The organism is Pseudomonas sp. LB-090624, from assembly GCF_003205205.1.
Taxonomy (GTDB): domain Bacteria; phylum Pseudomonadota; class Gammaproteobacteria; order Pseudomonadales; family Pseudomonadaceae; genus Aquipseudomonas.
On sequence record NZ_QJRL01000043.1, the window covers coordinates 1 to 19,573 of the forward strand.

16 protein-coding genes are annotated in these 19,573 nt (G+C 48.0%); all 16 read left to right on the forward strand.

The annotated features are described in order from the left end of the window. The first annotated feature begins 348 nt into the window (after nt 1–348). The 16 genes from ihfB to DMX11_RS24195 all read left to right on the forward strand — a co-directional run bounded on the left by ihfB (nt 349) and on the right by DMX11_RS24195 (nt 19,138). A complete protein-coding gene (gene ihfB / locus DMX11_RS24120) occupies nt 349–645 on the forward strand; it encodes an integration host factor subunit beta (protein WP_003252675.1) in 297 nt (98 codons plus the stop codon). Between the two features lie 19 nt (nt 646–664). Continuing rightward, nucleotides 665–928, forward strand: a complete 264-nt coding sequence (locus DMX11_RS24125) for a lipopolysaccharide assembly protein LapA domain-containing protein (protein ID WP_110747749.1) — start codon at nt 665–667, stop codon at nt 926–928. Between the two features lie 102 nt (nt 929–1,030). After that, complete coding sequence (locus DMX11_RS24130; RefSeq protein WP_110747752.1) at nt 1,031–2,458, forward strand: MBL fold metallo-hydrolase RNA specificity domain-containing protein; 1,428 nt, start codon at nt 1,031–1,033, stop codon at nt 2,456–2,458. A gap of 181 nt (nt 2,459–2,639) precedes the next feature. Next, nucleotides 2,640–3,731, forward strand: a complete 1,092-nt coding sequence (locus DMX11_RS24135) for an LPS O-antigen chain length determinant protein WzzB (protein ID WP_256590660.1) — start codon at nt 2,640–2,642, stop codon at nt 3,729–3,731. Between the two features lie 160 nt (nt 3,732–3,891). Then, nucleotides 3,892–5,235: a Wzz/FepE/Etk N-terminal domain-containing protein gene (locus DMX11_RS24140; RefSeq protein ID WP_110747758.1), complete on the forward strand. Its 1,344-nt coding sequence runs from the start codon at nt 3,892–3,894 to the stop codon at nt 5,233–5,235. A gap of 266 nt (nt 5,236–5,501) precedes the next feature. Next, nucleotides 5,502–7,004, forward strand: coding sequence for a lipopolysaccharide biosynthesis protein (locus DMX11_RS24145; RefSeq protein ID WP_110747761.1), 1,503 nt, complete (start codon nt 5,502–5,504; stop codon nt 7,002–7,004). Further along, nucleotides 7,001–8,323, forward strand: a complete 1,323-nt coding sequence (locus DMX11_RS24150; protein ID WP_110747764.1) for an O-antigen polymerase — start codon at nt 7,001–7,003, stop codon at nt 8,321–8,323. Before DMX11_RS24145 ends, DMX11_RS24150 begins: the two co-directional genes overlap by 4 nt. A 10-nt stretch (nt 8,324–8,333) precedes the next feature. Beyond that, nucleotides 8,334–8,903, forward strand: coding sequence for an acyltransferase (locus tag DMX11_RS24155; protein WP_218278968.1), 570 nt, complete (start codon nt 8,334–8,336; stop codon nt 8,901–8,903). Then, complete coding sequence (locus DMX11_RS24160) at nt 8,900–10,081, forward strand: glycosyltransferase family 4 protein (protein ID WP_110747767.1); 1,182 nt, start codon at nt 8,900–8,902, stop codon at nt 10,079–10,081. The genes DMX11_RS24155 and DMX11_RS24160 overlap by 4 nt, the downstream gene beginning before the upstream one ends. A gap of 229 nt (nt 10,082–10,310) precedes the next feature. Further along, complete coding sequence (gene tviB, locus DMX11_RS24165) at nt 10,311–11,588, forward strand: Vi polysaccharide biosynthesis UDP-N-acetylglucosamine C-6 dehydrogenase TviB (RefSeq protein WP_110747805.1); 1,278 nt, start codon at nt 10,311–10,313, stop codon at nt 11,586–11,588. Between the two features lie 39 nt (nt 11,589–11,627). Continuing rightward, nucleotides 11,628–12,656: an NAD-dependent epimerase/dehydratase family protein gene (locus tag DMX11_RS24170; RefSeq protein ID WP_110747770.1), complete on the forward strand. Its 1,029-nt coding sequence runs from the start codon at nt 11,628–11,630 to the stop codon at nt 12,654–12,656. Nucleotides 12,657–12,784: 128 nt separating this feature from the next. After that, entirely contained in the window at nt 12,785–13,915 is a 1,131-nt protein-coding gene (locus tag DMX11_RS24175) for a glycosyltransferase family 4 protein (protein ID WP_110747773.1), read from the forward strand. Between the two features lie 60 nt (nt 13,916–13,975). After that, on the forward strand, nt 13,976–14,935 hold the full coding sequence (locus tag DMX11_RS24180) for an NAD-dependent epimerase/dehydratase family protein (RefSeq protein WP_256590661.1): 960 nt from the start codon (nt 13,976–13,978) through the stop codon (nt 14,933–14,935). A gap of 3 nt (nt 14,936–14,938) precedes the next feature. Further along, entirely contained in the window at nt 14,939–15,952 is a 1,014-nt protein-coding gene (locus DMX11_RS24185) for a glycosyltransferase family 4 protein (protein WP_110747779.1), read from the forward strand. Nucleotides 15,953–16,035: 83 nt separating this feature from the next. Further along, on the forward strand, nt 16,036–18,030 hold the full coding sequence (locus tag DMX11_RS24190; protein ID WP_110747782.1) for a nucleoside-diphosphate sugar epimerase/dehydratase: 1,995 nt from the start codon (nt 16,036–16,038) through the stop codon (nt 18,028–18,030). Nucleotides 18,031–18,070: 40 nt separating this feature from the next. Further along, the gene (locus tag DMX11_RS24195) at nt 18,071–19,138 is read left to right on the forward strand and encodes an acyltransferase (RefSeq protein WP_110747785.1); all 1,068 of its coding nucleotides are present in this window, start codon (nt 18,071–18,073) and stop codon (nt 19,136–19,138) included. The last annotated feature ends 435 nt before the right edge of the window (nt 19,139–19,573 follow it).

Consider the following 19,573-nt stretch of genomic DNA (forward strand, 5'->3'; position numbering starts at 1 on the left):
TTTGTGCGACGCAATATCGCGTCATGCGCCAAGGCGTACGCGCGCAAATCCCCCAGAAATAACTGGCCCGAAACAACCGTAGGAGCGAGCGCAGCTCGCGATGCGCCGCGCGGGCGGCGCTCGATCTCCCAGGCGACGCATCCCTATCGCCGTACCCTCAGACCCCTGTGGTTGCCGGCCCGCCACCCATCATGGCAACCCTGCCAGCGCACGCCATGTAGACCATTCCCGTAAAACTTCAATCTTGAATTTTTTTATTAAGTCAAGAACCACCCTGTTCAAATCCTTCCCAGCGTGCTACAAACTGGTTAAGCAATGATCTAGCTGCTTGATAACGAAGGGAAAAATATGACGAAGTCGGAGCTGATCGAACGTATTGTCACCCATCAGGGGCTGCTATCGTCCAAGGACGTTGAGCTGGCCATCAAGACCATGCTTGAACAGATGTCACAATGCCTGGCTACCGGCGATCGCATCGAGATTCGCGGTTTTGGCAGCTTCTCGCTGCACTATCGCGCCCCACGCGTAGGCCGTAACCCCAAGACCGGCCAGTCGGTCAGCCTCGAAGGGAAGTTCGTGCCGCACTTCAAGCCCGGCAAAGAACTGCGCGACCGCGTCAATGAAGAAGACGAGGCCGAAGCCTGATCAATCAAGGAGCAATCTGATGCGTAACCTCAAGCGCGCCCTGGCGGCGGTGTTCGTGCTGCTGTTGGCGGCTGTGGTGCTGTTCTTCGTACTGGAGAATCAGCAAGCCGTGTCTCTGGTGCTGTTTGGCTGGGTCGCGCCAGAGGTGCCTGTAGCCGTACTGGTGCTGGCCGCCTTGGTCATCGGCCTCGCCGTTGGGCCATTGCTAGGTGCCTACGGCGTGCAGCGCAGTAAGCGCAAGATCAAGGCTTCAGCCCGCCAGGCAGCACTGAGCGGCAATTAAGGAATCTTCCTACGCCCATTTGGGAAAGTCTCGCCTATGCCTACACCGGCCCTCATGGAGTAATAGCGCACTTCATTTTCGGCCCAGGTGAGTGTGCGCAGCATGGAATATCCCGTTCTTTCCCATCACGGTGGCACCCGCGGCGTCACAGGCTCTTGCCACCAGGTGCACCTCGCACCCTCTGTCAGCTTGCTGGTGGACTGCGGCCTGGAGCAGGGTGACGATGCGGCACCGGGCGCCGAAACCGCGCCGCTCGGTTTCGACGTTCAGGGTATCCAGGCTCTGGTCATCACCCATGTGCACCTTGACCATGTCGGGCGTATCCCGGCGCTGCTGGCCGCCGGCTACCGCGGCCCCATCCTGTGCAGCAAGCCCTCGGCCCGGCTGCTCCCACTGGTACTGGAAGACGCCTACAAGCTCAGCATCAGCAGCGACCCCGTCCAAGTGGCGCGGTACCTGGATTTCATCCGTGGCCTTATCGTGCCGCTGCCTTTCGAGCAGTGGCACACCCTGGTCGAGCGCCCGGGCCTGACCTGTCGCATTCGCTTGCAGCGCGCTGGCCATCTGCTGGGATCGGCCTATGTCGAATGCGACATGCAGCATGAGGAGGCCAATAGACGCTACGTGTTCTCCGGCGACCTGGGGGCCTGTGGCAACCCGCTGCTGCGCCCCGTGCAGCCCCCAGAGCGTGCAGATGTGCTGGTGCTGGAAAGCACTTACGGTGACCGCTTGCATCCTCCGGTCAGCGACCGTCAGCAGCGGCTGGAAGCCGCGATTGATCGCGCCCTGGCTGACCAGGGCACTCTCCTCATTCCGGCGTTCAGCCTCGGTCGTACTCAGGAACTGTTGTACGAACTCGAAGCCATCCTCCACCGCAACGCGCTGCTCAGCACGACCGGCTCGGCCCCTGAAGGCGATTCACTGGACTGGTCGCAGTTGCCCATCATCCTTGATTCACCCTTGGCCCAGCGCTTCACCGCTGTGTATCGCGACTTGCACGAGTACTGGAACGCAGAGGCCAGGGCGCGGCTTGCCGAAGGGCGTGATCCGCTCGGGTTCGACCAGCTGATCAGTATCGACACCCATGCCCGCCACCAGCAGGTAGTCAATTACCTCAAGAGTACCGGTCGCCCCGCGATCGTGATTGCAGGCAACGGCATGTGTTCCGGTGGGCGCATCGTCAATTACCTGAAGGCAATGCTCGGTGATCCCCGGCATGAGGTGATGTTTGTGGGGTATCAGGCCAAGGGCACTCCCGGGGCGGTCATTCAGGCCAGCGAAGGGGCGGAAGGGTTTGTGCAGATTGATCTGGATGGGCAGATGTATGAGGTGCGGGCGAAGGTGATGACCTTGGGCGGCTACTCGGGGCATGCGGATCAGGCGCAGTTGGTGGCGTTCGCGCGCGGCTGCAATGCTCGGCGGGTAATGTTGGTGCATGGCGAGAAAAGGGCGAAGCAAACGCTTGCGGCGGCGCTGCGCGGGAGTTTTGGTGGGCCTGGCCATGAGATGAGCGTCACAGTTGCGGAATGACCGTTGAGCAGCGTGCGTGGTGTCCTGTCGAAGAGCGAGGAACTTCTGAGCGAAGGTTCTCTCTATTACTGATTGATGAAAAAGTGACTAGGCGTGGCGAGCCTGTTGGCAAAATGCCGCTACGCTTGAGTCGATGGGGCCTAGAACCGCTTTTCCGTGAGGGCGGGGGTGAGCCTCGGACATGACGCAATCAGACGGACCAAAGGAAAAATTAATGCGCAGTGAAAATGAGCGCCTACGTAGTGATGAAATTGACTTGTTTGATTTGATCGAGGTGTTTTGGCAGGATCGTATAATCGTCGTGGCCGTAGGTTTTTTTTTCACAATTGTGGCAGCGATCTACGCATTTGTTTCAACGCCTGTTTATGAGTCTAAAGTTATAGTGCAACCGCCATCACAGAATGACATCGCACAATTGAATTACGGTCGAGGCGGCGATAGTGGCTTGGCAATGATCACTGTTAAAGACGCTTATGATGTATATGTCCGAAATTTACAGTCCGAGTCTCTTCGACGAGAATTTTTTCGTAAGGTTTATCTCCCTAGCCTATCTGAAACAGAGCGCAAAGGGTCTCAAGATGAATTGTATGGTAGCTTTCTACAAGTGTTGTCGATAGGTAGTGCTTCTAAAGACAATACTGGCCGGTACTTTGTTAAAGCAAGATTGTCAGACCCTGAGAGGGCGGCGGAATGGGTGGTGCAGTTTATCGAAATGGCTGGCATCAGGTCCTCGACTGAGACCATAAAGGATGCCAAGGCTGATGCTACTGTTAAAGCTAATAATCTTGAGCAGCAAATTACGGCTGCACGAGAAAGTGCGCGAAAGCAACGTGAAGATCGAATCGTCCAACTGACTGAGGCGCTCAAGATTGCGCACGCCACAGGTATCAAGGAACCCCCTATCATTTCTAGTAACTTGTCGGATGAAGTTTCTGCAGGCATGGGGGGGAGTTTAACGTATATGCGTGGCTCAAAAGCATTGGAGGCCGAAATTGCTAACCTCCAAGATCGTACTTCCGATGATCCCTTTGTAAATGATCTTCGGCAGCAGCAAGAAGCATTGAGTTTCTATCGGCATCTCCAGGTGGACCCTAGTGTCGTGCAGGTGTATAGGCAGGATGGTGCTGTGGAGTCCCCAGACAAGCCTGTAAAGCCTCATAAGCCAGTGATCATAGCGTTAGGGTTGGCCGGGGGAGTGGCTTTTGGGATGCTGGTAGCGTTTGCGCGTTACTACCGGAGGGGGCGGATACTGAAGGCTTCACACACCCAATGATTTATGAGGTGAGTGACTACTAGCGGGGAGGCGGAGGAGGTGGCATAATGCTGCCCCTTTTTCCGCCTACAATAGGGATGTTCAGGCGGTTGCCTTGGCAGGTCCCTGGCAGTCGCGGCGCTCCTGTTTCGCAGGCCTCTACCGGTAGACAGGCACCTCTGTGACGATCATCGCCTCCCCCACCCCAGCGTCGAACCACGCCGAAGTGGATTTCTTATCAATTCTTCGTTCGTTAGTACGACAAAAATATTTGATTCTGGCAGGAGCGCTGCTAGGTACGTTGATAGCAGGGGGGTACGCATTCAGTGTGCCTAGCGAATATAAGGTTAGTACTGTATTAACGACAGTCGCACTGAACGATTTCGACGAGTTGAATCGTAGCAAAATCTATAATCTCACGCCCAAGTCTGCTCTTCAAAGGGTCGCCGCTTCACTCGATTCATATGATACACGGCTGGGCTATTTTCGCTCTAATACTGAACTGCAAGCTGCGTTTGAGCGAGATGGGCGCACACTTGAGCAGGCTTTTGAGGAATTTAATTCAAAAAGTTTGAAAGTTGTTCAGCCGGACCCAAAAAAAAGCGATAGGGTCGCAAGTTATATTGGTGTGGATTTGCGTTATTTAGCCGGATTGGATGGCAAAGCGGTATTGAATGGGTTGGTTCAATACGCAATAAATAGTGAGCGACAAATTTTAGCTAAAGACCTACAAGTAATTGTGGCTAATAGAATCAGGGAGGTGGATGCGAAACTTGACGCGGCGCGAATCGACTACCACGCGAACAAGGACGGTAAAATAGCAAAGTTGCTTGAGGGCGATGCTGTCAAGCGAGCAATATTGACTGACGAATTACGAGCTCTACGCTTGCAGCTAAAGCTGCAAAGAGATAATCGAATTGCAGAGCTGAGTGAGGCTATCACTATTGCGCGATCACTTGGGCTTAAGAGACCTTCTACGCCGGCGGCCATGGGGCAGGCGGGTGTAGAGTCGTCCGGAAATGTTATCCGAACTGAAATTATTAATCAGCGTATACCTTCATACTTTCTTGGAACGGATGCGCTGGAGGCCGAGCGGCAAGCCCTTCTCAAGCGGACATCAGACGATTTCGCTGATCCTCGGGTCGCTGAGATTCGAAAAGAGCTAGCGATGCTGGAGACAAACCGAAAGATACAGATGTTGAATTCGCGAAAGAATGAGGAGCTGTTCCTTGAGGGTATCGAAGCGCTGCGTGCTGAGCGTGCGCGCTTAACAGCACTCAATGTGAATACCGATAATCTCCGGATGGTAACCGTTGATCGATATCCAGTTGATCCGCTTAGTGCCGTATTCCCAAATAAGCCGTTGATTTTGATGCTGGGAGCTCTGATAGGCATCTCCCTCGGTATATTTATTGCGCTGGTTAGGCTGTTGGCGAGCCCTATGCGCCAGGTTTACGAAGTTGATCTTAACTCGATTCCTCAATTGCCAGAAGCACGAGTGCACACTTCGCTAGCAGGCCAGTAACGCTCAACCCTTGCAGGAGAGGAGCTTCCGACGGGGGCTCTTCTATTTACAAACGAAGATGAGTAGTATTAGGGCATACTTACGCAGGACTTAGAGAGCCTGTTGTGGGGCGTAATAGCGCTATAGCCGCGCTCCACCTTTTGGCAGCCTGAGGTCCCGTCTGCGCAAACTGGTTTGATATAGGAAGATTCTGAGCGTCCATACATAGTATGGATTCGGGTGACGGGATGTCCTTTGCAATACTCATTAGATGAAGGAAGCGGGCAGTGAAGATCAACCAGGTTGAAGAGGTTGGCGAAAAGGGCAGAAGTGGTTTTCTGTGGCTGTTGTTAGGGACGATGGGGCAGAACGTCCTGCAGCTTCTTTCAATTTTGGTTCTTGCCAGAGTGCTTAGGCCGGAGGATTTTGGTGTTGTCGGTGTTAGTGCAAGCATAGTCGCGTTTCTGAGAATTTTTTCAGAAGTTGGAGTTGGTCCTGCGTTAGTTCAGAAAGAGCACTTGGAATCAGGCGATGTAAAGACAGCGGTAACGCTGTCTGTAATGCTGGGCAGTGCACTGGCAGTAATGCTATATCTAACGTCTGGTACGATAGCATTCTTTTTTGATGCCAGCGGGCTCGATGGAGTGCTAAAAAGCTTAGCTTTCATGCTTCCGTTCGTAGGGTACTCCGTAGTTGGGCAATCTTTACTGCAGAGAAATTTTGAGTTCAAGAAGCTATCAGTTATTACATTCGTAAGTTATTTTTTTGCTTACGGGGTTGTCTCTATTGTTATGGCGCTTAATGGCTACGGTGTGTGGTCCCTAGTTGGAGCATACTGGGTTCAGACTGTTTTGTTTGCCTGTTTGATACTTGGGGGATGTAGAGAGTCACATAAAATAGGCTTCGACAAAGCTAGGGCTTTGGCGATGATGGATTATGGAGTTGGTTACTCGATTGCTCGATTGTGCAATTACGCAGCGGGTCAAGGTGATAACTTAGTGATCGGAAAGATCTTGGGGGTAGGTGCAGTAGGCTTGTATGGGCGCGCGTATCAAATAATGTCCATGCCGGCTATTTTATTTGGCAGTGTCATAGATAAAGTGTTTTTTCCGATGATGGCTAAAATGCGCGGCGATACTGAGAGGCTGACTCGCTTTTACTTGTCATCGATTTATTTTTCGCTGCTGGTTTTTGTTTTCTTCAGTGGTTATATCTATTCATTTTCCTCGGAAATTGTATTTATTCTATTCGGGAGTGGTTGGGATGAAGTGGTTACGCTTATACAAATTATGGCAGCCGGGTTGTATTTTCGGATAGGGTATAAATTCAGTGATTGCTTGACAATGGCGGTAGGTAAAGTTTACTCCCGCGCTGGAGTCCAGTTGGTATATGCAGTTGCAGTTGTTGGTCTCGTATTCGTGGGAGGTCTCTGGGGTTTGCCTGGTGCAGCTATAGGTGTGGTGGTGGCTGTTCTATTAAATTACATTATGATGACATTGCTTGTCTGGCGAATACTTCGGTTTGGATTGATGGGGTTGTTAATGCGTCATGTTAAGATTGGTGCATTTTTCATGATTTCTTTCGAAACATTTTCTTTGCTCAATCGACAGCTTGTGTTGAGTAATGCTGCGCTAGATTTTTTTGTGTCTTCAGCCTTGTATGTCGCGGTGCCTCTAGTTTTAATGGCTGCATGTCATAAGTTTTTTGTCGATGAATTGTCGATTGCTAGGTTTGTAATTTTTAGGCGCATTGAATCGAAAGAGAAAAAGCAAAAGTCAGGTGTTGAATGAACAACCTTATTGGAAAGTTGTTGGTTTTTGTTTTTACGCTTTTTATGCTTGCGCTTGTATGGCTAAGCTCATCTATTGTTTGGAGTGTCGTATATATATATATATATACCCTAGTGGTCGTAGGGGTTAACTGCAAAAATGGTGCCGCGGATCCTAGAGTATTTCCGCTTGCTTTCATGGCTATATACTTTACTTTTTTTCCGTTGCGCGCCCTCTTTTTTGGTCCGGGGAATTTGCCGTTCGATGAGGGAGTTCTACTTGAAAGCTTGCGGTTACAATCTTTAGCGATGGCGACGTTTGTGGTAGTCTCAAATGTAATAGTATTTGAGTCGCGACAGCGACAGCCTTTTTCTTTTTTTGATGCTGGATTTGCTAATATTACATCTGAGCGTATCCTGTTTGTATTTGCGTTGCCATTCGTAGTAGTCCCAATGTTATTGATTATTAAATCCGGAGCGGGCTCTAAGCGTGAAATCCTTGATAACTTAGCTGCAGTAAAGATTTTAAGTGATCTTGCATTGCTTGTAGTGACTGTCTTGGTGTTTTTACGTGCAGCTCGAATCGGGAAGGCGTTTTGCTTCGATTTATTTATTATTGGGTATTTAGGGCTTTGTCTGTTTTATGTGCTGTTGACGGGCGAGCGTGACATTTTGTTTAAGGTTCTATTTGGTTTTTTGATTATATATTTTGACCAGCGCCGAAGTTTTGGTTTCTTCAAAATGCTCGCCATCTTCTCCGCTCTAGTTCTTGTGGTCCCGATATCGCAGTATTTCAAAGGGGTTTTACTCAGTGGTGAAGTAGCATTTGATCGTGATGGGTGGGATCTTATTTTATATAGCGAATTCATGTCAGCTTCGCGCAATTTCTACTCGTTGCTATTTTTTGGTGTGGACCAGGATATTTCATTTTTGTTTAGTGATATATCTCGCGCATTTGTCCCAACGATGATCACTGGTGAAACGGATGTGCAGAGTTCGGTGGCTTGGTTCGAGCGAGTCTTCCGCGCGGAAAATGGGTTCTCTGGCACCTCTGGTTGGGGGTTTACGATCGTAGGATTCGGCTACATAGTAGGCGGAGTATTTGGGATTGTAGCGATTATGGTGTTCTATGCTAGTTTGCTGGGCTCGCTGTACAACCTGCGTTGGCGCTCTATTTACTGGTACGCTTTTTATATTCTTGCACTAGCAGCTTTTGTTTATGTTATTCGAGCTGATTTGGCAAACCTACTTTCGCTACTTTTCAAGATTTCGGGATTGGCAATGATGCTGGTTTATTTGGCGCACTTGATGATGCGAAGAAAAAAGCATCCTAGCTTATGAAGGAGTTAGTATGAACGGGCGAATGTTCTTCCAAAGATTTTCGGGCGTAACTAATTTTATTTCTACTATATTGTCCGGGCTGCCGTCGCCACTGACTAATATAATGTTGGATCTTGTGTCTCCTTTTTCTGGGAAGATTTCGGTTTTAATTCGGTATTGCCTTATTGCCAAAAAGTTAGAAGGGTGTGGGAAAAATTTGTATATTGGGCGCGGGGTGGCTCTTAAAAGCATTGGAAAAATTGTAGTGGGAGACAATGTGTCTATCCATGAGAGCTGTTACATAGATGCGGTTGGTGGTTTGCGGATTGGCAGCAATGTATCGATTGCACATCAAACTTCTATATTGACTTTTAATCACACTTGGGCGGATCCTAATCTTCCTATCAAATATAATCCGATTGAATTGTCCCCGGTCGAGATTGATGATGATGTCTGGATCGGCTGCGGCGTAAGAGTGATGCCGGGTATCGTAATTGGTAAAAGGGCAGTGGTTGCCGCAGGTTCCGTTGTCACGCGTGATGTGCCACCAGCTACAGTCGTAGCTGGCGTCCCTGCAAAAGTCATAAAGAGACTTGTATGAAAAAGATCCTCTTCATCCACGATCATTACTTTAAACGGAAGGCTGATAAATATTACTCTGGTGGGGGTTTGCCGGCAAGTATATGGCAGCGCTATCTGGCTATTTTTCCAAGCCTAGTTGTGGTGGGGCGAGATGGAGGGGAGCTCGGTGAAGATAATGAAAGTTATACAATTTCATCAGTTCCAGGTGTTGAGTTCGTTTTGTTACCCAATGTATCTAACGCGAAAAGTTTAATCTTCGGCAATGCAAGTGTTCAGCGTGCGTGTCGTGAGCTAGTGGCAGAGTCGGATGGTTTGATTGCGCGTATGCCAAGTCGACTTGCTCAGCTGTTTATCTCTGAGGCGATTAAGCAAAATAAGCCTTATGCAGTGGAGGTGGTCGGTTGTGCTTGGGGTGGGCTGTGGGATTATGGGAAATGGAAGGCTAAGTTGTACGCGCCAATCTCCGCTTTGAATGCTCGCAAAGTAATTAGAAAGGCAGATTTCGCTTTATACGTTACGAAGGACTTTCTTCAAAAGCGATATCCGAGTGACGGTGTGGTTACATTTTGCTCTAACGTCGATATCCCAGAGGTGCCAAGTTCGGTCTTGGAGGCTCGTCTGACCAAAAACCGGATTCCGAATAGGAAAATCACGTTTGGTTTAATAGGGAACTACTCTTCAAAGTATAAAGCTATTGATATTGCCATCAGGGCTCTAGCAGATTTTGAAAAAAAAGGAATCGACTGGCAGTTCGAAGTGGTGGGTGCGGGGGACGCGTCGATGTATCATGGCCTGGCTCACAAACTTGGGGTGGTAGAGAAGGTTAAGTTTCTCGGTACGAAGCCCGCAGGCTCAGCGATTTACGAGTGGCTCGATGGTGTCGACATCTATCTGCAGCCAAGCTACCAAGAAGGATTACCCAGAGCATTAGTAGAAGCAATGAGTCGGGGCTGCCCCAGCATAGGGACAGCGATCGCGGGAATCCCAGAGCTACTGAGTGAATCTGAGATGATTTCCCCCGGGGACTGGCAAGCACTGTCTAGAAAAATTCACAGCTTGGCCAGCGATAGTGACTTTATGAATGATTTGTCGCGTAGAAACTTTGATATGGCTAAGAATTATTATCGAGAAGTGCTGGACGACCGCCGAACGAGGTTTTGGGCAGCTTTTGCTTCCTTCCTTGACGAAAAATCCTGACCTCTGGCAGCACGTAGTCATTGCCTACCGATGACAATGATGAGAGTGCACGTCAGTCAAGAATGGGGCTATGTCGCTTGGGTTCTCTAGGGTAAAATACCCGAAGACCAGAGGTGAAGTGAGTTTTCTGATCTATAGGGTGCAGGATCCCGCGTTCGCGCCCGAGATACAACTGTATAGGTTAGAAGCCTCATTGCAAATCACATACATTAATAGGTTAGGATAAATGATGCTTTCGCTGAATGAGATAAAGCTGGCTGTAATTGGCTTGGGATATGTTGGTCTGCCCTTGGCTGTAGAGTTTGGCAAAACTCGAGATGTGATCGGTTTCGATATTAATCAGGGGCGTATTGATGCCCTGAGGCAAGGGCACGATTCTACATTGGAAGTAAGTGATGCGGAGCTCAAGGAGTCAACCGGCTTAACCTATACCGCTAATAGCAGTGATTTGCAAGCATGTAACGTATATATTGTCACCGTTCCTACTCCAATCGACGAATATAAACAACCGGATCTGACTCCATTAATCAGAGCATCAGAAACCATCGGCAAAGTCCTTAAGCAGGGCGATGTTGTCATCTATGAGTCAACTGTCTACCCGGGCGCTACCGAAGAAGACTGTGTGCCCGTGCTCGAGAAGTTTTCTGGGTTGAAGTTTAATAAGGATTTCTTCGCGGGCTATAGCCCGGAGCGAATCAATCCGGGTGACAAAGAACATCGAGTTACCACGATTAAAAAAGTGACTTCCGGCTCGAATAGAGATTGTGCTGATCTGGTCGACTCTCTATATCGCACAATCATCACGGCCGGCACTTTCAAGGCTGCTAGCATCAAAGTGGCGGAAGCGGCGAAGGTAATTGAGAATACACAGCGCGATCTTAACATTGCGCTCATCAATGAGCTCGCTTTAATCTTCAATAAAATGGGTATCGATACTGAGGCTGTGCTCGAAGCTGCTGGAACAAAGTGGAACTTCCTTCCTTTCCGTCCGGGGCTGGTCGGCGGCCACTGTATTGGGGTGGATCCTTATTATCTAACTCACAAAGCTCAAAGCATTGGTTATCACCCAGAAATAATTCTTGCAGGTCGTCGGCTTAATGATAGCATGGGTGCTTATGTTGTTTCTCAGTTGGTCAAGTTAATGGTCAAGCGCCGTATCCATGTTGATGGTGCGCGTGTGTTGATTATGGGGCTTACGTTTAAAGAGAACTGCCCCGACCTCCGGAATACTAAAGTTGTAGATATTGTTAAAGAGCTGCAAGAATATAACATTATTGTTGATGTTTTCGATCCGTGGGTAAGTGTTGTTGAGTCCGAGCACGAATATGGTATTACTCCAACGCAGGAGCCCGCGCATGGCCAGTATGATGCTGTTATACTGACTGTTGCTCATCAACAATTCAAGGATCTTGGCGTTGAAAAGATTCGATCTTTCGGAAAGGCAGAACATGTTCTATATGATCTAAAATATCTGCTCCCTTCGGAACAATCAGATCTTCGCCTCTAATGTATAATTTTTTACGACGTCTGCAGGGCGGCTTTTCAAATGACGGTCTATAAAAAACTTTTGCAACAGCTGCAAGTTGAGCCAAAAGCTTGGCTTGTCACAGGTGTTGCAGGCTTTATTGGTTCCAACCTATTAGAGATGCTTCTTAAGCATAATCAAAGGGTTGTTGGGCTTGATAACTTTGCTACTGGGCATAAAAAAAACCTCGATGAGGTTAAGTCCGTCGTCACCGCTGAGCAGTGGGCTGACTTCGAATTAATTACGGGCGACATTCGCAATTTATCCGACTGCCAAAAAGCTTGTAGTGGAGTCGACTACGTATTACACCAAGCTGCTTTAGGGTCAGTTCCACGCTCCATTGCGGATCCCATCGCTACTAATGATGCTAATATCGTTGGCTTTTTAAACATGTTGGTTGCTGCTCGTGATGCAAAGGTCAAAAGCTTTGTATATGCTGCCAGCAGTTCGACATATGGTGATCACCCTGGCTTGCCCAAAGTTGAAAACATAATAGGCAAGCCGCTATCGCCGTATGCTGTTACTAAATATGTTAATGAACTGTATGCTGAGGTCTTCGCCAGGACTTATGGTTTTCGTACTATAGGTTTACGATATTTTAATGTGTTTGGTCAGCGCCAAGACCCTGCCGGCGCATATGCGGCAGTTATCCCAAAGTGGGCTGCAGCTATGATAGCTGACGAAGACGTTTATATAAATGGTGATGGTACGACAAGCCGTGACTTCTGTTTTATTGAGAATGCGGTTCAAGCAAATTTGCTTTCGGCTACCATGCACGATAGTGAGGCTACTAATCAAGTCTATAATGTTGCGGTTAGTGGTCGGACTGACTTGAATGCATTATTCAACTCTTTGAAAGTGACGCTTGCTCAACTCGGTATCGTATATTCTAAGGATCCCGTCTATCGAGATTTCCGCGCGGGCGATGTCCGACACTCACAAGCAGATATTGGCAAAGCTCAAAAATTGCTTGGCTATCACCCGGAATTTGATATTGATAGCGGCATTAGAAAAGCTATGCCTTGGTACGTAGCTAGCTTAAGCAAGTGATCAGTCTTGGCTCCCCGCTGTCTCTGGCGGCGAGGGAGTACTTGCTAGGGCTATCGACTGTCTTCCTTAAACTGCATTTGTATTGAGGGTGTGCTGGTGAATATTTACTATTCTCGGATAGGCTTTTTATGAAGCCCGTTCTATTGATCGTTGGTAACGACGCAAAATACTTTCTTTCTCATCGTTTGCCAGTGGCGGAAGCCGCCAGACACGAGGGCTATCAAGTTCACGTCGCAACGCCTGCGGGACCTTATGTGGATGAAATTCACCGCAGACAATTTCAGCATCACAATCTCTCTTTTTCCAGAAGTGGAACTAATCCAATCAATGAACTCAAAGCGCTATTTGAATTGATCGCTTTATTCTGGCGCATAAGGCCAGACATTGTTCATCTTGTGACAATTAAGCCCGTTTTGTATGGCGGAATAGCCGCTCGGCTTTCGCCAGTGAAGGGGGTGTTGGCTGCAGTGCCCGGACTGGGCTTTATTTTTATGGCAGCAGGTTACAAAGTCCGTTTCTTGCGTAAGATTGTCACTTGGATGTATCGAATAGCGCTGGGTAAGAGCAATCTCGTCGCCGTCTTTCAGAATCCAGATGATCAGCAAGCATTAATTGAACTGGGTGCGATTACTTCTGCTCGCAGTGCTAGAATTCGTGGCTCTGGAGTGAATTTGGCTGAGTTTCACTATCGTCCCGAGCCTGACGGCGTGCGCGTTGTTACTTTTGCAGCACGATTGTTGCGCGACAAAGGAGTCCTGGAGTTTGTTCAGGCTGCCAGGCTTCTATTGAAGCGCGGAGTTACTGCCCGTTTTCAGTTGGTCGGTGATGTTGATATCGGTAATCCTACTAGTATAACTGTCGATGAACTCAATGAATGGATCCGCGAAGGAGTAGTCGATTGGTCTGGATATAGTAGTACTATGTCAGATGTCCTGGCTTTATCGAACCTTGTTGTGTTGCCTTCGTATCGTGAGGGCTTGCCAAAAATATTAATCGAAGCTGCAGCAAGTGGTCGGGCTGTGATTACCACTGACGTGCCAGGCTGTCGAGATGCGATTGAGTCCAACGTGACCGGTCTCTTGGTGCCTGTCAAAGCGGTTGATAGATTGGCTGATGCGATCCAGCAACTATTACAAGACGAGAGCTGTCGTACGGCGATGGGGCGAGCTGGCCGTGCAATGGCTGAGCGCGCTTTTTCTATAGATAGTGTTGTTGAGAAGCACTTGGAGATATACGAGACGTTAAGGCATAATGCTTGATTGCGAAGGGCCTGCTTCATCGGCGTCTTGTCATGGAAGTAGCGGAAAATGGAGGGCAGTTTGAAAATTTTAGTGACTGGCGCTAACGGTTTCGTCGGAAGTGAACTGTTCTTGCACCTACTTAGCTTAGGCCATGATTGCGTTGGTGTTGCTAGGGTAGCTAAAAAGTTAACTGATAATGTGTCCACAGTTGCGATGGGAGACATCGCAGCGCCTGTTAGTTGGGGCGAACAGCTGAGTGAAGTGGATTGCGTTATTCACCTCGCAGGAAGAGCACATCAGTTGGGCGACAAAGCTGAAAACCCCGAGCTTGAATACGAGCGGATAAATAACGATGCGACAATGGCTTTAGTTCGCCAAGCTGTCGCAGCTGGAGTGAAGCGATTTGTTTACGCTAGTAGTATTGGTGTTCACGGTCAAGAGTCTGGGGTAGGTGCGTTTACAGAGCAATCACCATTTTCGCCGAACACCCATTACGCTAAGTCCAAGCTTAAAGCTGAGATGCAAATTCAGCAGTACCTACAAAACCAAAAGATGGAATGGGTGATTGTACGCCCCCCTCTAGTTTACTCTGGTCGAGCCCCAGGCAATTTCAGATTGCTGCTTAAGCTGGTTAGTAAGCGTCTTCCCCTACCTTTCGCTGATGTCGATAATCAGAGGTCGATGATCGCACTTGAGAATTTGATTGATTTCTTGAAATTCTGCGCAGAACATCCCGATGCGGCTGGGCAGGCATTCGTCATTAGTGATGGTGATGACTTCACAATTGGTGAGATAGCTTCACTGCTTGCGGTTGGAATGGGCACCAAGAACGTTCTGTTTCCCGTTCCATTGAGTATTCTCCGAATTGGGGCGACCCTCATTGGTCGAAAAAATACGTATACTCAATTGTATGATTCCCTCAAAGTTGACTCATCCAAAGCTAGATCGCTAGGTTGGCATCCGGTGATAGGAGGTCGTTCGGCTTTAATTAAAGCTGGACATGACTTCATTACCCATTCATCTAAATCCGGTGTTTAATTAATGAGTATCCCGTTTTTCTTTGTGCTCTTGGTGCTGGCGTGGGTCCTTACTTGGGTGCTGCGTACTTATGCACTATCTCGGAAAATAATTGATGTTCCTAATGAGCGAAGCTCCCATACCACACCAACGCCTAGAGGCGGCGGTGTTGCGATTGTACTAACCTTTTTAATTGCTGCTTTATGGCTGTCTGCCTTCCATAAACTTGACCTTTGGCTGTTTGCTGCTATTTTCGGTGGAGGGGCTGCTATAGCAGCGTTAGGATTCTTGGATGACCATGGGCATATTCATGCTAAATGGCGTCTGCTATGCCATTTCATTATTGCTGGATGGGTTGTTGCATGCTTAGGTGGCTTTCCACCAGTCGTGGTCTTTGAGTACGAATTAGATCTTGGTTGGGCGGGGAGCATTTTTGCTCTGTTATATCTCGCATGGCTTACTAATCTTTACAACTTCATGGATGGGATAGATGGCATCGCCAGCGTTGAGGCGATTACTTCCTGTCTCGGTGCGTGCGGCATTTACTATTTTGTTCAGATGCCCGACCTGATGGTATTGCCTTTGATTCTTGCCGCAGCAGTCATAGGATTCTTGATTTGGAATTTTCCGCCTGCTCGGATTTTTATGGGGGACGCAGGGAGCGGGTTTTTAGGGCTGATGCTCGGAGCCATTTCCATTCACGCGGCACTCTCATCCTTCAATCTTTTTTATTCTTGGTTAATCCTCCTCGGGGTATTTATCGTCGATGCCACTCTGACCCTGGCACGTCGCTTGTTTAGAGGAGAAAAGGTTTATGAGGCTCATCGAAGCCACGCTTATCAGTTCGCTGCTAGGCGATTTGGAAAACATGCGCCGGTGACGTTAGGGGTTTTAGTTATCAATGTGGTATGGCTAATGCCTTTTGCCTATATGGCAGCTATTTCAGCTTTGGACGGGGTAGTTGCGGTGTCGATCGCGTATGTCCCGTTGGTTTGGCTGGCCATTAGGTGTGGAGCAGGGACGGCTGAAGCCCGCTGATTAGCGTACACTGGTACAACAAGATCAGCGCGCGTGATTAACGTTAAGGCTGGCTCGAGGATGAGAGGTTTATAAGTTAAGTGATGAACATTCTGAGAAAAAGATTAGTTGCGCTCCCACGCCGTTACAAGCGTGCTCTCCAGGTTATCGTCGACCTAATCCTAGTATGGCTTGCTCTCTGGTGTGCTTTTGTCGTCCGACTAGGCTACGACGAGATGGCTAATCCTTTGGTTGGGCATCTGTGGTTATTTGCATCTGCTTCCGTTGTTGCAATTCCAATTTTTATTCGTTTTGGCATGTATCGTGCAGTTATGCGTTTTTTTGGTAACGATGCCCTGATAGCCATTTTTAAAGCGGTAAGCCTTTCTGCGTTGGTTCTCGCGTTAGTCGTTTACTGGTATAGCGATCACAAAACTGTTGTCCCTCGCTCAATCATCTTCAATTATTGGTGGCTGAGTTTAGTTTTTATTGGTGGCCTGCGCTTGTTGATGCGGCAGTTTTTTTTAGGAGATTGGTATGCTGCGAAGCAGCATGTTCCATTCACCAGTCGTGATAACGGTTTGCCTCGGGTCGCAATCTATGGTGCCGGCGCAGCCGGCAATCAACTGCTTGCTGCTTTAAGAATGGGTAGAGTCTTACGGCCTGTAGCCTTCATTGATGATGATTCGACTATTTCGAATAGTACTATTTCAGGTCTTCAAGTATTCAGCGGTAAAGATATTCAGCGAGTGATCGATGTGACGGGCGCGGAAGAGGTGTTACTCGCGATTCCGTCTGCAAGCCGTGCTAGACGTCGGGAAGTGCTCAGCGCGCTAGAGCCGTTTCCTGTTCATGTACGTAGTGTGCCGAGTGTGATTGACCTCGCAAGTGGGCGAGTCAAAGTTGATGATATCCAAGAGGTCGATATCGCTGATTTGCTAGGGCGTGATTCAGTGCCGGCGCAAACTGATCTTCTCGCGCGTTGTATCGTTGGCCAGACTGTACTGGTAACCGGTGCAGGTGGGTCGATTGGTTCTGAGCTATGTAGGCAGATTTTGTCTCTGAAGCCGAAGGCGCTGCTATTGTTTGACCATAGTGAATTCAATCTTTATGCTATTCACTCAGAGCTAGATACTCGGATTGATCGCGAAGCGTTGCCAGTTAGGTTGATTCCTTTTTTAGGTTCAATCCGCAACCAACATCATCTTTTTGAAATGATGTCTATGTGGCATGTGGATACAGTATATCATGCGGCTGCTTATAAGCATGTTCCAATTGTTGAGCATAATATTTCAGAAGGCGTAATTAATAATATTCTGGGTACCTTGTTTACTGCTCAAGCAGCATTGCAGTCCAATGTTTCTAATTTCGTGTTAGTATCAACAGATAAAGCTGTTCGCCCTACCAATGTAATGGGTAGTACTAAGCGCATTGCGGAAATGGTTTTGCAAGCTCTTAGTCATGAAATTGCCCCTGTTATGTTCGGTGATGCGGGGAACGTTTCGCATGTTAATCAAACACGCTTCACCATGGTGCGTTTCGGTAATGTTTTGGGCTCCTCAGGTTCGGTAATCCCGCTATTTCACAAGCAGATTAAAGCGGGTGGGCCTCTTACAGTTACGCATCCCAAAATAACGCGTTACTTCATGACTATTCCTGAAGCAGCTCAGCTTGTTATCCAAGCTGGCTCTATGGGTTTGGGGGGGGATGTGTATGTATTGGACATGGGGGAGCCTGTCCGTATTGCAGCTCTCGCGGAAAAAATGATTCATCTTTCTGGTTTGACTGTGCGCTCTGAAAAGCACCCTCACGGTGATATTGCAATAGAGTATACAGGGTTGCGGCCAGGTGAGAAGTTATATGAGGAATTGCTGATTGGCGATAATGTTCAGCCAACACTCCATCCTATGATTATGTCCGCTAATGAAGATTATATCATTTGGGATGATTTGAAAGAGCACTTGGCGACGCTAATGTCAGCAGTCAATCTAGAAGATTTTGCCCGTGTTAGACAGGTTCTTCGAGAACTCGTCGTTGGCTATAGTCCAGACGGAGAGATTGTGGACTGGGTGCACCAGCGGCGTAGACAAGATATTTAAATAATGCTAACAAGTCGCCGAATTACTATGAGATTACTCGATGTCCATTTCACCCTCCACTGATCGGCAACGCATTAGTGAGATTGACTTTTATCGATTCATAGCCGCTCTCTCAGTGATTTTTTTTCATTACGCGTTTCGTGGGGCTGCTGCCGACAACAAAACGATATTTTCGTATTCTGATTACATGCCCTTTGCTAAGTATGGGTATCTCGGAGTTGAGCTTTTCTTCATGATAAGCGGCTTTGTGATTTTGCTCACCGCATCGAGGGCCTCCGTGATAGAGTTTATTCGCTCAAGAGCAATTAGGCTTTATCCGGCTTTTTGGGTGTGTTCGACAATTACTTTTATTTGTACTTTGCTCTTGGGTGGCGAGCGTTTCAGTGCCACCACAGGTCAATTTTTAACTGGGCTCACTTTAATGGGGGATTTCCTTGGTGTTAGGCCTGTTGATGGAGTTTATTGGTCAATATTTGTTGAGATAAGATTTTATCTGCTGATTTGCGTGCTTCTTATATTTAGGCAGATGCACCGTGTAGAAGGTTTTTTGTTGATCTGGCTTTTGGTGAGTGTCGTGTTATTTGGTAGGCATGATGATATGTTGCGTCGAATGTTCATTCCTGATTACGCAGCTTTCTTTATAGCGGGGGCGATTTTTTGGCAGGTCCGGCGATTTGGTTTTTCTATGTTTCGTTTAGGTTTGTTGTTTTGTTCTTATGCTTTTTCTTTATATACTTCGCTTTCTGTTCTTGAAAAGTATAGGGCACACTATTCTGTGGAGTTCAATGGGGTAGTCGTAGTGTTAGTGCTTACCACTTTCTATATGCTGATGGCATTGACCGCTATCAATAAGATGGGTTTTATTGCTCGGCGTAATTGGGTTGCGCTCGGCTTGTTAACCTACCCGCTCTATTTGCTTCATCAAAATGTTGGTTATATGGTTTTTAATGCGCTCTACCCAATGGGCAGTCCGCATGCCCTTTTCTGGGGTGTCGTTATATTGATGTTGTGCTCTTCCTATGCCATTTACAGGTGCTTGGAGAAGCCTCTTGTTTTGCTTTTGCGGAATATTAGCAAGCATAAGCCTGCGGCCACTCGAAATAGTTAATAGGCCTATCTTCAGTCATAGTCCGGCGGTTCTAAAGTTCCGCAAGGCTTCGCAGGAGTAAAGTTGTTTATGTTTTTCAAGTCTAATCAATTGATTGCCTCGATTGTAAATTTTTTTGCTGAATTTGATAGGTATAGTGTTAAATGGGTCGCTCTCGCTTTGGATGAAATATTTCCATTCGCTTGACGCCCAGTTAAAGGCTTTCGGCTTATACGTGCACTATATTAAACTGGTGTTGAAGCGGCAAGATGATCAAGATCAGTCAATCGACTCATGTTGAATTAAGTCCATTAGATATTTCATTAGAACTGTTTCGTTAACAGGTCCTCAACTACCGTAGAATGACATTATCCCACGCATGGGGGCATGGGTGACCGTCGTGCTGAAACCTATGTATCGGCCCTGGATACGTACGACAAAATCGGACAAGGGGCA

Coding starts and splice junctions, on each gene's coding strand:
- ihfB (WP_003252675.1), top strand. CDS start 349: ATGACGAAGTCGGAGCTGATCGAACGTATTGTCACCCATCAGGGGCTG.
- DMX11_RS24125 (WP_110747749.1), top strand. CDS start 665: ATGCGTAACCTCAAGCGCGCCCTGGCGGCGGTGTTCGTGCTGCTGTTG.
- DMX11_RS24130 (WP_110747752.1), top strand. CDS start 1,031: ATGGAATATCCCGTTCTTTCCCATCACGGTGGCACCCGCGGCGTCACA.
- DMX11_RS24135 (WP_256590660.1), top strand. CDS start 2,640: ATGACGCAATCAGACGGACCAAAGGAAAAATTAATGCGCAGTGAAAAT.
- DMX11_RS24150 (WP_110747764.1), top strand. CDS start 7,001: ATGAACAACCTTATTGGAAAGTTGTTGGTTTTTGTTTTTACGCTTTTT.
- DMX11_RS24155 (WP_218278968.1), top strand. CDS start 8,334: ATGAACGGGCGAATGTTCTTCCAAAGATTTTCGGGCGTAACTAATTTT.
- DMX11_RS24160 (WP_110747767.1), top strand. CDS start 8,900: ATGAAAAAGATCCTCTTCATCCACGATCATTACTTTAAACGGAAGGCT.
- tviB (WP_110747805.1), top strand. CDS start 10,311: ATGCTTTCGCTGAATGAGATAAAGCTGGCTGTAATTGGCTTGGGATAT.
- DMX11_RS24170 (WP_110747770.1), top strand. CDS start 11,628: ATGACGGTCTATAAAAAACTTTTGCAACAGCTGCAAGTTGAGCCAAAA.
- DMX11_RS24175 (WP_110747773.1), top strand. CDS start 12,785: ATGAAGCCCGTTCTATTGATCGTTGGTAACGACGCAAAATACTTTCTT.
- DMX11_RS24185 (WP_110747779.1), top strand. CDS start 14,939: ATGAGTATCCCGTTTTTCTTTGTGCTCTTGGTGCTGGCGTGGGTCCTT.
- DMX11_RS24190 (WP_110747782.1), top strand. CDS start 16,036: ATGAACATTCTGAGAAAAAGATTAGTTGCGCTCCCACGCCGTTACAAG.
- DMX11_RS24195 (WP_110747785.1), top strand. CDS start 18,071: ATGTCCATTTCACCCTCCACTGATCGGCAACGCATTAGTGAGATTGAC.